Here is a 15,610-nt window from a genome sequence, read left to right on the forward strand (position 1 = left end):
GCAGAACGTTTTACTGCGTCAAATCAGTCCCGTTGCCGCCGCATAGCACGCGATCTGCGTCTTGTTGGGCGCGTTGAATTTCTTCTGCATATTCTTCTGATGGAAGTTAACGGTATTCTCTGAGATCGAGAGAATGATCGCTATTTCCGCTGACGTCTTCCCTTCCGCAGTCCATTTCAGAATTTCACGCTCGCGCTTGCTGAATTTCATTTCCGGCGGCATGACCATCTCATCGTCAAAACGCATCAGCGAGGTTAAGGCCATTTGCACCAGCATTTGCAACCGCAGCTCTATTTCTTCATGGGCTAATGGCCCTTCCTGTACACGCGTACGAGACACTGACAGGAAACCAAGCGCATGATTTGGCAGCATCAGGCACTGCGTTATTCCCGAGCGTAAACCGTGATCCTGGGCGCTGTGCCATAATTCCTGCGCCTCGGCGAATAATGCATCTGTCCAGGGGAGATGGCCCTGAATGAAATTCTCCGGTTTTAAAACCGGATCAATCGCGAAATAGTTCGCAGATTGATATTGCGCCATCCACAACTTTGGGTAAGTGGTTTGCAGGGAGAGTTTAGGGCGGGTAAATGGCACGGGATGGCGCACGCAGAGCGCGTAATAATCGAATTCCAGCGCCTGAGTTTGTCGCTCCAGCTCCTGATATACCTCGGCGGCACAGGTCAATTCCTGAAACCGGAGGGAGCAATCCCGTCGCCAGGTGAAAAAGTCTAAATCCTTCATACTTACTAAATGAAGCCTCTGAACAGATAATCATTATTATGGTGAATATAAGCTAACACATAAAACTTTTTTCTAGCCACAAAATATCGGCAATAGCACAATTAACTTTACTATCGATAAGCTTTATCCGATCTGGATGGAATAAAAAAACAGAAGCCCTCGCGCAGAGGGAGAATAATTTGCTCCAGAGTCATTTTCTGGAGCAAATGCGTGCAAAAATGCTACTGCATAAGGAATTTTTCAAGGAATTGACGGGTTCGCGGCTGTTGAGGGTTAGCGAACAGGCTTTTCGCTGGCCCCTGCTCCACAATCCGTCCCTGATCCATAAAGATGGCTCTGTCAGCGACATCGCGCGCAAAGCTCATTTCATGGGTCACGATCACCATCGTACGTTTCTCCTGTGCCAGCTGGCGAATGGTGTTCAGCACCTCGCCCACCAGTTCCGGATCGAGCGCAGAGGTCGGTTCATCAAACAGGATCACGTCCGGGCGCATCGCCAGCGCGCGCGCAATCGCCACGCGCTGCTGCTGCCCGCCCGACAGGCGACGCGGATAGCTGGTCTCTTTCCCCGCCAGCCCGACTTTGGCGAGCAGTTCGCGAGCCCGCGCGGTCGCTTCCTCTTTAGGCTCACCTTTGACGATCACCGGCCCTTCGATGATGTTCTCCAGCACCGTACGATGCGGGAAAAGGTTGAAGTTCTGGAAAACAAAGCCGACATGCTGGCGCAGGCGGCGAATCAACCCTTTCTGTTGGCTGATGGATTTCCCGGTATCAATCGTGATCTCCCCGACGCGGATGGTACCGCCTTCCGGCTGTTCAAGCAGGTTAATGCTGCGCAGCAGCGTCGTCTTTCCCGAACCGCTCGGTCCAATAATCGCCACCACTTCGCCCTGCTCGACCTCCAGATCGATCCCGTGGAGCACCGTTTGACCGTGGAATTTCTTCACCAGGTTTTTGACGTCAATTGCACTCATTTTGGATCACGCTCCTGGCGGTTAAGCTGGTTTTCGAAGTAGTTTTGCAGAGCAGACAGCACCGTCGCCATCACCCAGTAAATCAGCGAGGCGGCCAGATACATGGTAAAGACCTCAAGCGTACGGGAGGTAATGAGCTGTGCCTGACGGAAAAGCTCCGGAACCTGAATCGTTGCCGCCAGGGAGGTATCTTTCACCAGGCTGATAAAGCTGTTGCTGAGCGGCGGAAGCGCCACGCGTGCCGCCTGCGGCAGGATGGCCCGGCGCAGCGTCTGCCAGGGCGTCATCCCGATACTGGCCGCCGCTTCCCACTGCCCTTTGTCAATGGAGGAGATGGCCGCACGCAGGGTTTCGGAGGTGTACGCCGCGGTATTGAGCGACAGGCCAATCATCGCCGCCGGGATCGGATCCAGCTCGATTCCGAACTGCGGTAAGCCGTAGTAGATCATAAAGAGCTGGGCGATAAGCGGCGTACCGCGAAACACGGAGATATAAAAGCGCGCCAGCCAGCGCACCGGCAGGACAGGCGACAAGCGCATTAAGGCCAGTATAAATCCCAGTACCAGCCCAAAGAACATCCCGCCGATACTGAGCTGCAACGTAAATACCGCACCTTTCAGCAGGTACGGCAGAGAATCAATAACCAGTTGAATACTTTCTTGCATTATTATTTTTCGACCTGATTTTTAAACGTGAGGATGGTAGGCAAACAGCGCAGGCGCTCCGCCGGTATGGACAAATAAAATCGGCCCTTCATCCTTAAAGCGTTTTTGCGCAATGCCGTCGATCAGTCCGGCCATCGCTTTGCCGGTATAGACCGGATCGAGCAGTATGCCCTCGAGGCGCGCCAGCAGTTTCACCGCTTCCATTCCCTCTTCGTTCGGCGTGCCGTAACCCGGCGCAAAATAGTCATCCCAGAGGAGAATATCGGCCGTGGAATTCAGCTCCAGCTGCTCTGCGACCGCCTGCTGTAGCGTAACCACTTTCGGCTTCTGATCCGCCACGCTGCGGGACACCGTCACGCCAATCAGTTCGACCTCGGGAAGCAGTTGCTCCAGCCCCACCGCCAGCCCGGCATGGGTGCCCGCACTGCCGGACGCGACCACGACGGAGGAGAGACTCACCGCCCCCTCGCACTGCTGCGCGATTTCCAGCGCGCTTTCCACGTACCCCAGCGCGCCCAGCGCATTCGAACCGCCGACGGGAATAACGTAGGGGCGAAAACCCTGCGCTTCCAGACGCGTCGCCAGCTCATCGAGCTGGGCGGTCGGGTCGGTCAGCGCGTCAACCATCTCAACCTGCACGTTAAACAGGTCTAACAGCAGGCGGTTACCGTTGGTGAGATAGTTTTCAGCCCGCGTGCCAATCGGGTTTTCCAGCAATGCCACGCAGTGAAGCCCAAGTTTTGCCGCCACGGCCGCCGTCTGGCGAACGTGGTTGGACTGGATGGCCCCGGCAGTGATGAGCGTATCCGCGCCTTCGCGCAGGGCGTCCGCCGCCAGAAACTCCAGCTTGCGCAGCTTGTTGCCCCCCATCGCCATGGGCGTCACGTCATCACGCTTAATAAAAATATCGCGCCCTAAATAATCAGAAAATCGCGGGAGATACTCCAGCGGCGTCGGCGCGCCGATGAACTCCAGGCGGGGAAAGCGCGTTAAATTCTGTAGTGACATGGATGCTCCGGTAACTCAGACAAAATGTGATATTTTTCATTATGCACGCAGACGCGTAAGAAATAAAAAAGGCGCTTTTAAAAGCGCCTTTTTTTACGTCAGAAACTTATTTCGTGACGTCTGCCCCGAACCACTTCTCGGAAAGCGCCTTCAGGCTACCGTCTTTTTGCATGTCAGCAATCGCGGAATCAATCGCTTTCACCAGGTCTTCGTTACCTTTACGAACGGCCACGCCGGATTCCTGACGAGAGAACGCATCACCCGCTACCGCCAGGGTGTTGTTGGTTTTCTTCACCAGATCCAGTGCTGCCAGGCGATCAACCAGAATGGCGTCGGTACGGCCCACGCGCAGATCCTGGTATTTCGTCGGGTCATCATCATAGGTGCGGATATCCACGCCCTGAACGTTCTGGCGCAGCCACTCTTCGTAGTTGGTTCCCAGACCGACACCGACTTTCTTCCCTTTCAGGTCCGCAGCCGTTTTGATGGTGCCTTCGTTGCCTTTCTTCACCAGCGCCTGAATACCGGACACGGTATACGGGGTGGAGAAGTCATATTTCTTCTTACGCTCGTCAGAGATGGTGACCTGGTTGATGACCACGTCAATGCGTTTCGAATCCAGCGACGCCAGCATACCGTCCCATTTGGTCGGTTTCAGGGACGCTTTCACGCCGAGGTGTTTCGCCAGCTCTTCAGCAAACTCCACTTCAAAACCGGTCAGCTTGCCGTCATCGCCTTGGAAGCTGAACGGAGGATAGGTACCTTCCAGCCCGACCAGCAGCGTACCGCGCTCTTTTACTTTATTCAGCAGTTTTTCTGCGGCGAACGTTTTCACGCTCATGCCCGCAACCAGCGCAACGGCCATAACACCCATCAGCGCCTGACGACCCAGAAGTGCAAATTTCATAAATACCCCGATATAGTGGAATTTTTACGTAGTGTAGAGAAATCGCCTGCAACGTCAAAGGCGACTGCGCTACATCTTATTCTTTTTTAATATATATCAGAAGTTGTTCCGGCGTGGCCTTTCTGCTTTATGGCACCCGGCATTTGTACCTTATATTGTGCGTACTTGCGCAGCGCAATCCGGTAGTTGTTGGTGCTGGTCGCAGGCAACCACGGCTCCAGGTTCTCGTCGAGATAACCGGTTTTGAGCAGATCGCGGGAAATGTTGTTCACGGTCAGATGCTGCCCGAGGCGGCGCAGGCGAACCACGTATTCGCGAACGGTGCCGTGGCTCATCTCCGTTTGTTCAAACAGGAACTGCTTGAAGCCGATAATGTCGAAGAAGTCGCTTTGCTCTTTGCAATGGAGATCGCCACAGAAACGGCAAAGCGCCACCCACTCTTTTTGCTCTTCGAGCCATGCTGCTTCGTCCATCAACGTGTCGAGGCGAGAAATCGCGATCTTATTGACGATTTCGCCGCGGCGAACCAGCGTGATACGATCGAGTAGCTTGTTACAGTGGGCGCAATGCGTCTGGCTGTGTTTAAAGTCTTTCAGGTAGCGGCTTAAAGGCCGTCTTTTAGATTGCTGCACCGTCATGATAACTCCTGGTTGTCAATACGTTGTGCGGCATTTTTAAGGTGAATCAATCACCTATAACTTACCCAGCTTGGTTCGTAAGCGTTTAATGGCCTGGCTGTGCAGCTGGCTCACCCGCGACTCTCCCACCTCCAGAACAGCGCCAATCTCTTTGAGGTTAAGCTCTTCCTGGTAATAAAGGGTCAATACCAGCTGTTCGCGTTCAGGCAGAGCTTCAATAGCTTCCATGACGCGCTGGCGTAAATTCCCTTCCATTAAATGGTGTAACGGGTTTTCTTGCTGGTGCTCATCCGTCACCAGCTCGATGCTATCGCCATGCTCTTCTCGCCACTCGTCATAAGAGAAGAGTTGGCTATTATTGGTATCGAGCAACATCTGACGATACTCTTCAACAGCAATGCCAAGACGATCCGCCACTTCGGTTTCCGTTGCGTTGCGTCCCAGTTCCTGTTCCAGCTGCCCCATCGCATGCGCCACTTCGCGTGCGTTGCGGCGAACACTGCGTGGCACCCAGTCACGGCTGCGCAGCTCGTCCAGCATCGCACCACGAATACGCTGAACTGCGTAAGTCGTAAATGCCGTTCCTTGCAGAGCGTCGTATCGGTCAACTGCATTCAATAACCCGATACCGCCCGCCTGTAGCAGATCGTCGAGTTCCACGCTCGCCGGCAAGCGCACCTGGAGGCGCAATGCTTCGTGACGCACCAGCGGGACATAACGCTGCCACAGCGAGTGTTTATCCATTACACCTTCAGCGGTATAGAGTGAATTCACGATAAACAGCCCTGCGTTAGTTGAGTTATCGGCATGATTATCCAATTCTGGAGGGGTTTTAATCGGGAGAATAGTGGGTGAAATGGGGGGTTATTTGCACCAATGAACAATGTACAGTTTCTGATCTGACGCAGTATTATGACAATAATCAACACTATGTTTGTATACAGCCCGGCAGAAACCAGGCGCTCATCGTGGCTCATAGCAATTATGATTCAAAATCTATATCCAGTGTTCATTAGGCAACTTTTTGCGAACCTTTCGTTTCATTATTCGCCTGCACGCTCAAACGACGTACGGCTGCAATAATTTTATCCTGTTCCGCTTCTGTCAAATCAGGGAAAATCGGTAGACACAGTATTTTTTGCGCAATACTACTCGCTACAACTAATTCTTCAGGCGCTGCGGAATCAAGATGTCGGTACATAGGAAATGTACTAATAAGTGGATAGAAATAACGTCTCACATATATGTCATCCAGCTTTAGCATTTCGTAGAGCTCATCTCGACTAAGAGCAAAATCCGCTTCAACAAGCACCGGGAAATAGGCGTAATTCCATTCATAATCCCCCTTAAATTGATAAAATGAAATCCCTTTAATATCAGCAAGATAGCACATGTAACGGTTATAGATATCTTTACGCGCTCCTAGTGCCCGATCGATATGTTTAAGCTGCAGCAGGCCAAATGCAGCAGACACTTCACTCATTTTGGCATTGATTCCTGGCGCAACTACTTTGGTTTCACCTGCAAACCCGAAATTTTTCAGATAATCTATTCGCTGTTTGGTTTTAAGATCATGAGAAATAATCGCCCCCCCTTCAAATGTATTGAAGACTTTCGTCGCATGAAAACTGAGAACAGATAAATCACCATGAGTAAGCACGCTTACACCATTTTTCTTTACACCAAACGCATGCGCCGCATCATATATAACACGCAGACCGTATATATCCGCAATTTTTTGTATTTTTTCAACTTGACATGGAATACCATAGCAATGAACAGGCATAATAGCGGTTGTGTGCGGCGTGATCAGTTCTTCAATTTTATCGGGATCGATGTTAAAGGTTTCAGGGTTAATATCGGCAAATACAGGCGTCAAACCGTTCCACAATAACGTGTGAGATGTTGCAACAAAGGAATAGGGAGTAGTTATTACCTCACCAGAGATACGTAGCGCTTGTAGCGCAGTAAGCAACGCAAGTGTACCATTAGAAAACAAGCTGACATACTTCACGCCAAGGTAATCAGCGAGAGTAGCCTCAAGTTCTTGATGAAACCCCCCCCCCATTCGTGAGGACTTTACTGGCCCACATTTTCTCCAGATAGGGGATGAACTCCTCCAAAGGTGGAAGTAAAGGGCTCGTCACAAAAATTTTATTGTTCATTACCTATTGCGCCGCAGTTTAGTCGTTTACTGTCCATCTTATTCCCTAAATCCAGGAGATAATCGGTCGAAAAGGCGCAGGTTTTACGTCTATATTTGCTCTCATTTGATACAGACCATAAGGTCAATAGCAAAAGCAAGCTCATAAACTGAGTGTTGTTTGACCTATGAATCTGAAGCACCTCCATTACAATTTTCATTCTGAGCCTACACGTGACTCCGGCGTGGTTTCCTACCTGATGAGATTCAGAATGACTGATAATTCCAACCAACGGCAAAACATGCACCTCATGGTTATTTCCGATAATCCTGAGTTATCCGAATATCTTATACAGCTCTTGAACAGGTTACCGGGGCGGGACGATATTGTATTTCAACTATTTTACTCCGCTAAAAATCAGCATCCGGGTGTAATGAAAAAACTCGGAGCAACGCCTATCAATCTGAAAGATCCTGTCAGCCTTGAAAACATTATACTGAAAGCCAATCTTGTGATTAGCTTGCACTGCAAGCAAATTTTTCCCGAACGGCTGGTTAATGCTGTGACCTGTATCAATATTCACCCAGGGCTAAATCCGTTCAATCGGGGCTGGTTTCCACAAATATTCTCAATTATTAATAAAAAACCTGCAGGTGTGACAGTCCATCTTATGGACAGCGATGTTGATCATGGTCCAGTTCTGTTTCAGGCTCCGGTCGACATTCTGCAATCAGATACGTCCCTGGATGTCTACCGACGAATAATCACGATGGAAAAAACATTATTAGAGCAACATCTGGCTGATATTATTGCAGGAAATTACTCCACAGTACGGCTTTCCAGTGAGGGGAACTACAACAGCATTCGTGACTTTGAAACTCTTTGTGAGCTTGATCTAAATGCAACGGGTACTCTGCAGGAACACCTTGATCTTTTGCGTGCCCTGACACACGGCGAATTGAGGAATGCCTTTTTTCGCGATGAACAGGGTCGAAAATACTACGTCAGACTCAATTTTGAAGCAGATAACGCTTCGTCAGAATATAACAACGACTAACACCGGAAATACTATGTCTCAGCAAGATCTAGTCAGTATTTTAATTCCTGCCTACAAATCAGATTTCTTCGAACAAGCATTGCTTAGCGCAATGGCACAGGACTGGCAGAATACCGAAATTATCGTTTGTGATGACAGTGAAAACGATTCAATTCGAATAATTTGTGAACGTCTCAGCCAAGCTCAGAAAAAGCCTGTGCGCTGGTTCCGAAACCGCGAACGCCTACTGGAAACCGGCAATGTATTACATTGTCTCAGCCACGCAAAAGGAAAATATGTTAAGTTCCTTTATGATGATGATGTTTTAACTGAAAATTGTGTCTCCAGATTGGTTGGTATTCTTGCGCATAACCCCAACTGTGTCATCGCCTCTTCCCGAAGAACACGGATAGACGAAAATGGCAATACGTTACCTGATGTTATCGCTACAGCGTTTCCCTTCACACAGGATACCCTGCTAAACGGCAACGATCTCATCTCTTTCTTGTGTGATTACCAAGTCAATTTCATCGGTGAACCAAGCGTTTTTCTCTGTTACAGAGATGATTTGCTCGCGTTTGGTGATCAGATTTTCAATATCGATCGTCAGGAAATGCCCTACTTTGCTGACGTAGCATTGATGATGAAGTTGTTTAACAAAGGCGATCTTGCTTTTATATTCGAACCCCTCTCATCTTTCCGTATATCTGATGCCCAGATCAGTCAGATGGCAAAACACCAACGTGACCAGGTTGCCCGAACCTACTCACTCATGCCGCAGCTTATAAAGAAACTCGGATGGTATAAGGGAAATAAAGATCAGAATCAGTTCGTAACAATTGCATCGGCTTCATCCCCCCAGGATACTCATACCGTTAACCTCCTTCATGCATTACATCACTCTCTGCACCGTTCGATACAGGCGTATCAAAGTTCTCAGATTAAAAATTGGGTGGCAGAAAAATCTCTTCCTCCCCAACACTACGATCTGGCACTGTCTTGGCATCGTGAGCGGAATGTTAATCAAACGCTCTGCATTCTAATCCGCTACCACGGCGATAACATAGCAGTTGAAACTACGCTTGCCAGTATTCAGTCTTGGCAAGGGTTTGGTCTGAGCCTTCACTGTGTTGTCTTTGGCGACTCCTATGCAGCATTTTCTTATCAGGTTGACCGACTCGAAACCAACCGTGTTAATAGCGTATCCCAAATTAATGGTTACCTCACTGATTCACAATATGAGTGGGTCATGGTGATTGACGCCGGAGAAACGCTACTTAGTGGCGGGTTATTGTCGCTCGATTTGCTACTTGAGAGCGCAAACAGTTGCGATGCCGTCTATTTTGATGAAGTCTGTAATGAAGGGGGTCAGTTCACGGGAACAATCCTGCGCCCCGACTTTAACCTTGATCTGTTGTTAAGTAATCCTACTGAATTGGCTCGTCATTGGATTTTTAAACGTTCGACTTTGGTGTCTCTTGGCGGATTCAACAGAATGTACCGACAGGCATGGGAATTTGAATATATTGTACGGCTTATTGAGCAAAAAGGGCTCCATGTCGCAGGCCATCTGCCTGAACCGCTCGTCGCTGCTCATAGTCAGGTGCAGATTGCTAAGGATGAAGAGAAGGCTATCCTGCGTAACCATCTCCGCCAGCGCGGTTATCCCCAGGGGGAGGTGGAAACCCCTCTACCGGGCATTTATGCCCTGCGCTATAACCACGCTGATACCCCCTTGGTTTCCATCATCATTCCAACAAAAGATCAGCTGGCGGTCCTAATCCCTTGTGTTACCACCCTGCTGGAAAAGACGCGCTATAAAAATTATGAAGTGCTTATTGTGGATAACAACAGCGAAACGCGGGAAGCGCTTGAGTGGCTGAAGGGGATTGCTACCATCGATCCACAACGCATCCGCGTACTGCGATATCCGCATCCGTTTAACTACTCCGCCATCAACAATATGGCCGCCCGCGAGGCGCACGGCGAGTATCTGGTACTGCTGAATAATGATACAGCCATTATTGATGGCTACTGGCTCGATCATCTGCTCAACCATGGGCTGCGACCAGAAGTCGGCATTGTCGGTGCCAAATTGCTTTACCCTGGCGGCAATGTCCAGCACGCTGGGGTGGTGATGGGACTGCGTGGTCCTGCCGATCACCCTTTTATCGACAGTACACCGGATAAAACAGGCTATATGCATCGCCTTCAGACCGATCAAAACTACAGCGTGGTCACAGCGGCCTGTATGTTAATTCGTAAAGCCGTTTATGAACAGGTGGGTGGACTAGATGAGGAGCAGTTCCGCGTCTCTTATAACGATGTCGATCTCTGCCTTAAAGTTCGTGAAGCGGGCTATCTTACCGTCTGGACACCGTATGCTGTCGTGATGCATGAGGGCAGCGTCAGTCAAAATACGGTGGATAAAGCAACCCAGGAGAAAAAACGCCAGCGTTTTATGGGTGAACAGGATGCGATGTATCAAAAATGGCTGCCGGTTATTGCTAACGATCCTGCCTACAATCCGAACCTGTCCCGCAACAACGCTGGCTTTCAGCTTCAGCTTGACGCACCTGGAACATGGGATCCTTTACACTGGCGGCCCCTCCCCATCCTTCTGACGCTGCCTGTTGATCGTTCCCGTTCCAGCGCTCACCACCTGATCGCTCAAATGGAAATGCTGGATAATCATGCGCTGGCAAGAACCTTACTCCCTTTAGCTCCTCCTTCGATTGGAGAAATGGCGAGAATTGCCCCGACAAGCCTGATCCTTCAGCAAACGATCACCCCTGCGGCGCAGGAGTGGCTGGAGCGTCTGCGTAAAGCCACCGGGCAATTTACCGTTTTTGTGTTGGACGATTTTTTACCTGCAGACCATCACACCGATCTCCAGGCGACACTACGCCATGTCGATCGCGTTGTGGTCTCCTCTAATGCGCTAGCAGAAAGCTGCGCCGCCTGGCATAAGGAAATTCAGGTTGTTTCTCCCGGTCTCTCACCACTTATGTGGGGTAAACTCAACGTTCAGCGTAACTCTGGTGTAAAACCGCGCATCGGCTGGGTCGGTGACCGTTCCACCGCATCCGATCTGGATATTATCCACTCTGTCGTCAGACAACTCGCTGACCATGTCGACTGGGTGGTAATGGGTTATTGCCCACCTTCCCTGCGCCAGTACGTCGCGGAATACCATGCTGGGACGAGCTTCGCGCACTACCCGCAAGCACTGGCATCCCTTAAACTGGATGTGGTGGTTGAGCCGTTGGCTGACACCGCCCGCAACCGCCATCGCAGTTCGATAAGACTGCTGGAATTTGGTGCCTGCGGGTATCCGGTTATCTGCAGCGATATCCCAGGTATGCAAACCCCGGAGCCGGTAACACGGGTGAAAAACAGCGCCAAAAGCTGGACAGAAGCCATCACCAAGCATCTGGACACAGTACTGGCATCGCGGCAGGCAGATAACCTGCATTCCTGGGTTCATAACGAGGGGCTCCTTACTGAGGCATCCCTGCGTAAGCGTCTTGATATCTGGGTTCGAAGGTAAGAGCTGATGCACAAAAAAGGCGCGTTAACCGCGCCTTTTTTATTACTTCCCAGTTGCTAGCCAGGCCCTCTGCCACTCATCCAGCCCGCTCTTACGCAGATACCAGTCCCGGTGAACTGCTTCACGTAATGCATCGCCCTGACGGGCCAGCAACGTGGTGTCATTGATATGGGCTCGAATTGTGTTTACCCAGTCTTTAAAGCGGTTTTCAACCAGCGTTACTGGCAGTCCACAGCGGTACGGCGCAATGTCGGTCGCAATGATCGGAACGCCACAGGTACCAATTTCCAGCAGACGTAGGTTACTCTTACATTCGTTAAAATGGTTCATTTCCAACGGTACCAGAGCAAGATCAAGGTTTAGGCTTGCCAGTTTCTCTGGATACATATCAAAGGGAACCCCCGGATGGAACTCGCAGCGAACATTACGGGGTTTCATTCCCATAAAGACCCAATCCACCTCGTTCTCAAGCTCTTTGATTACCGGAAGCAGGATCTCAAGGTCACCTGCATGCGAGCTGCCACCGGCCCATCCGACACGTAACTTTTTCCCCGTCAGTCGCTGTCCCTGAAGATGTCCCCATTGATCCGGTGCCAGACGGTTTTGCGCAATGCGGATATCGCCGTGGAAACGGCTGTAAGCCTCGGCGAGTGGTTCAGTAGACACCACTACCCAGTCTGCACTATCCATAATTTTGCGCAGACTTTTCACCATATTTGGCGGGAACTTGCTGTTATTACCGTTTTTCATCGGCAGGTTTAACAGATAGTCATCGTACTCGACGATGATTTTCGCACCTGTGGCCTCCCGCATCTGCTGCATTACTTCCGGGAAGCGCCCACCAGTTGGCAGTTCAAGCAACACCACATCAGGTTCAAGTTGCGCGACTTCCATTACGCCCGGAATTGCACCTATTATCCCCCCTTCCATCATGTGATGGCGCTCCAACGCGTTGAAGGGTTGCAACACGCGATGGTGACCATTTCCCTGCCAGTTAATGTGATGTGCAAGCACAACAGGTAGTGGACGCCCCGGCAACGGTTGATGGAAACGAGCGGTATTTTCACTGAGGGTAAATGCAGTCCCAGTTTTTTGCATCAGCGGATGGTACGAGGGATCCGCCAGAAGTTTCTTACCCCAGGTCTTACGCAGCGCGGCATAATCTGCGGCTACAGGCCGCTCCTGAACTTGGAATTTATGGTGCAGAAGACGCGTCGCCCCTCCCATATGCTTCACTCTGGCGAAAGGAGTCCAGAGATTTAAATAACCTAGTTGCTGCGCTCGTAACCCGAGATCAATATCGGCAAAATAGAGAGGGAATGTTTCTTCAGTGAACCCATTCAGTGCGAAGAAGACCTCTTTTCTGACCATCAGACAGGCGGCACTGACTCCCGTGAGATTATGTGGTGCATTAAGGTAGTGCTGATAGCCGCTGCTCCCTCCCTCGGCACCGTCAAAGACCGTTCCCACCCCCTGCATAATTCCTGTCAGATAACCGCCGTGCTGAATGCGGCCATCGGCATATTCAAGACGAGCCCCCACCAGCGCGATTTCCGGCCGCAATGCCTGTTCAACCAGGGCATGCAGCCAGTCACCTTCAATAATTTCGCAGTCGTTGTTGAGAAACAGCAGGAGATCGCCTCTGGCATGTTGTGCAGCCAGGTTATTGATTTGAGCAAAATTGAACGGATGGTGATGGCGAAGTACCCGAACCTGGTCGATTCCCAACTGTTCGAGCTGATGGAGAAAATCACAGGCATCCGGATCCGTTGACTGATTATCCACAATCAGCAGTTCGTATTGAGCATACTCGGTTTTTTCCATCAGACTTTCAATACAGCGGCGCAGGAGCGAAACATGATCCCGGCTGGGAATAATGATGGAGACGAGAGGTGTGGCTCTCCAGTGATAGCGAACCCGTGAAACAGGGGTATCATCCCCCCGCTCCACCGTCACCGATATACCAAGGCGTGCCATATGCGCTGCGACTATCCGTTCGTGTTCCGCCTGAACATCCTCATCCCGGATCCACACGGTAGCGAGCCGACTGGCACTGACCAGAACTTCCGGAACACGTCCGATGGCGCAAGGGCCAACCGCTTCAACAAAACGCCATAAGAGATCAATAATCGCCATCTCTGGATACTGCTCATTAAGGCCACCGAGCTGTTGCGCGGCCTCCCGGTTAATCAGTAACGTCTGCCCAACGTAGGGGAAGCTTCTCAGCAAGTCGATATTCACCCCTGGACGCAGTGTGATGTTCGGTTCTTCGTTGGCCTGCTGCATCATCTCATCACAATAGACCACAAGAGAGTCAGGTGAGGTCACTCTGAAAAGCGCAAAATGGAGTAATGCGTCGTTATTCAGGCTAAATCCGGCCGGGAGCACCAGCAGCATTCCGGCTCGTCGTTGCGGTAGCAGACTATTGACACATGCTACCCAGCCCGAGGTCGCTACTTGAACAGGCTCCCCCACCTCTGCTAGCGGTTTTTCAGCAATTACATCAACACTCAGTGCCGCCAGCGTCTGTTGGCTCAGGGAAGAGAGTGTACGTCGGCAAGCGTCGGCATCTCCGTCGCGGGAGACCACCACCACGCCTATATCAGATGCGCCAGGTGTCTTCAAAACGATCTCGCTCATCGCCTGACGTCGTGCAGGGCTAATCTGACGATCCGCCAGCCAGCGGGTTAGGGAGTATTTTAAAGACTGGTGTGCCAACAGCGCCTTGCGATGGAGAGTGAACGCGTAACAGGCCTGACTATCCAGCACGGGGCATTTCACCGCCAGCGTTCTGGATAAAAGCCTGTCCATTACACCAGATATGCCATATTTCTGCTCCCAGTAGAGGCGATTATGTAGCGCCCATTCTGCGGCCTGAGGATAGCCGCTTTGCAACAACGAGAGCCACTCATCGCTGTCAGGACAGTTACGCAGAGAGATTCCGCTGAAGTGATCAAACGCATGACGTTCAAGATTATCAGCCCCCAGATACCCCTCAACATAGTTATTAACCGCAAGAAACAGTGGGATCCCCAACGCCAGCGCCTTTGGCACGACGTACTCGTTGCCAATTATCACGTCATACTGAGAAAGCCATTCCGGTTCGAGCAAATGCAATTGGTTTTTGTCGTCAAGCCAGTGGAGTGAAATCCCTTTGACTGCTGCTTTTTGCTGAAGCTCGTACATCTCCGCTGTCATCTCAGATCCAATAAAAAGGATCTGTCTTAACGTCTTTACCTGTGGTTTTGGTTCATAATTCGTAAATGATGGCGGTACCAGCCAGGGCATTAGCATCAGTTGCTGTTCATCAATACCGGTGATCTTTAATTGCTCGCAGGTCAGCTCTGACAACCCCAGCGTCAATGACGCCATCGCATTTTCGCGCTGTGGCCCGTAGGGAATATAGAGATCGTCATAGTCGCTGAAATGGCGGAAAACCAGGGCGCAGTGCAGGCGCTGCTCGGCCAGAGTGGACAGTAGCTTTTGGCTCAGAAAACCTTTCCAGATAAAAATCATCTCATATTGGGACGCCAACTCCCCCGTCTCCTCTGTGACGAGCCGGCAACGCCCCGTTGCCTGCAGCATACTGATTTTATCCTTGAGCCCCCTGCCTGCAGATTCCGTACAAATATCAACCTCTAACCCAGAAGCCAGCCAGAATGCTATCAGGTCAAGAATTTCGAGAGTGCACGGGGTATAGGCTTCAAATTTATCAACACTGACCAGATAGCGTGGCATGTAGGATCCTTTTTGTGGCAGAACGCTAGCGCGTACGTAAGACGCGATAAACTATCGGATTATTTTGCATGATGGCTAACAAAGCATGGCGCAAAGAAACTGGCAGAAACCTCTCTATATCTGGCGATTGGCCAAAAAAAAAGGCATCCGAAGATGCCTTTTTAACGCCACTCCAATTAACGCAGCAGGGACAGCATGGTCTGCGGAAC

At 50.8% G+C, this 15,610-nt stretch carries 10 protein-coding genes and 1 pseudogene; 2 read left to right on the plus strand and 9 right to left on the minus strand.

Features of this window, described 5'->3' with window-relative positions; all coding sequences use genetic code 11:
* Positions 1-18 precede the first annotated feature (18 nt).
* The 8 genes and pseudogenes from sdiA to HMPREF3143_RS12685 form a co-directional block, all read right to left on the minus strand.
* The gene (gene sdiA, locus HMPREF3143_RS12650; RefSeq protein ID WP_070533253.1) at positions 19-741 is read right to left on the minus strand and encodes a quorum-sensing transcriptional regulator SdiA; all 723 of its coding nucleotides are present in this window, start codon (positions 739-741) and stop codon (positions 19-21) included.
* A 221-nt stretch (positions 742-962) separates the two neighbouring features.
* Positions 963-1,715, minus strand: a complete 753-nt coding sequence (gene tcyN, locus HMPREF3143_RS12655; RefSeq protein WP_008500343.1) for an L-cystine ABC transporter ATP-binding protein TcyN — start codon at positions 1,713-1,715, stop codon at positions 963-965.
* Positions 1,712-2,380: a cystine ABC transporter permease gene (gene tcyL, locus HMPREF3143_RS12660; protein WP_008500342.1), complete on the minus strand. Its 669-nt coding sequence runs from the start codon at positions 2,378-2,380 to the stop codon at positions 1,712-1,714. The genes tcyN and tcyL overlap by 4 nt, the downstream gene beginning before the upstream one ends.
* 21 nt (positions 2,381-2,401) lie before the next feature.
* On the minus strand, positions 2,402-3,388 hold the full coding sequence (gene dcyD / locus HMPREF3143_RS12665; protein WP_032675118.1) for a D-cysteine desulfhydrase: 987 nt from the start codon (positions 3,386-3,388) through the stop codon (positions 2,402-2,404).
* A gap of 106 nt (positions 3,389-3,494) precedes the next feature.
* On the minus strand, positions 3,495-4,295 hold the full coding sequence (tcyJ, locus tag HMPREF3143_RS12670) for a cystine ABC transporter substrate-binding protein (protein WP_070533255.1): 801 nt from the start codon (positions 4,293-4,295) through the stop codon (positions 3,495-3,497).
* An 86-nt stretch (positions 4,296-4,381) separates the two neighbouring features.
* Complete coding sequence (gene fliZ, locus HMPREF3143_RS12675; RefSeq protein WP_070533256.1) at positions 4,382-4,933, minus strand: flagella biosynthesis regulatory protein FliZ; 552 nt, start codon at positions 4,931-4,933, stop codon at positions 4,382-4,384.
* 54 nt (positions 4,934-4,987) lie between these two features.
* Positions 4,988-5,707 (minus strand): RNA polymerase sigma factor FliA, encoded by a 720-nt coding sequence (locus HMPREF3143_RS12680; protein ID WP_008500338.1) that lies wholly within the window; start codon positions 5,705-5,707, stop codon positions 4,988-4,990.
* Between the two features lie 238 nt (positions 5,708-5,945).
* Positions 5,946-7,098, minus strand: a pseudogene (locus tag HMPREF3143_RS12685) (DegT/DnrJ/EryC1/StrS family aminotransferase).
* 250 nt (positions 7,099-7,348) lie between these two features.
* On the opposite strand from HMPREF3143_RS12685, the gene HMPREF3143_RS12690 reads away from it, so the two are divergent.
* Together HMPREF3143_RS12690 and HMPREF3143_RS12695 are read left to right on the plus strand one after the other, a co-directional pair.
* Positions 7,349-8,134, plus strand: coding sequence for a dTDP-4-amino-4,6-dideoxyglucose formyltransferase (locus HMPREF3143_RS12690; RefSeq protein ID WP_232830955.1), 786 nt, complete (start codon positions 7,349-7,351; stop codon positions 8,132-8,134).
* A 13-nt stretch (positions 8,135-8,147) separates the two neighbouring features.
* A complete protein-coding gene (locus HMPREF3143_RS12695; protein ID WP_070533259.1) occupies positions 8,148-11,663 on the plus strand; it encodes a glycosyltransferase in 3,516 nt (1,171 codons plus the stop codon).
* A gap of 42 nt (positions 11,664-11,705) precedes the next feature.
* On the opposite strand, the gene HMPREF3143_RS12700 is transcribed toward HMPREF3143_RS12695, so the two are convergent.
* Positions 11,706-15,401 carry a glycosyltransferase gene (locus HMPREF3143_RS12700; protein WP_045335087.1) on the minus strand — a complete coding sequence of 1,232 codons (3,696 nt, stop codon included), beginning with the start codon at positions 15,399-15,401 and terminating at the stop codon, positions 11,706-11,708.
* Positions 15,402-15,610 lie beyond the last annotated feature (209 nt).

The sequence above is a fragment of the Enterobacter sp. HMSC16D10 genome (assembly GCF_001807145.1).
GTDB classification, from domain to species: Bacteria; Pseudomonadota; Gammaproteobacteria; order Enterobacterales; family Enterobacteriaceae; genus Enterobacter; species Enterobacter roggenkampii.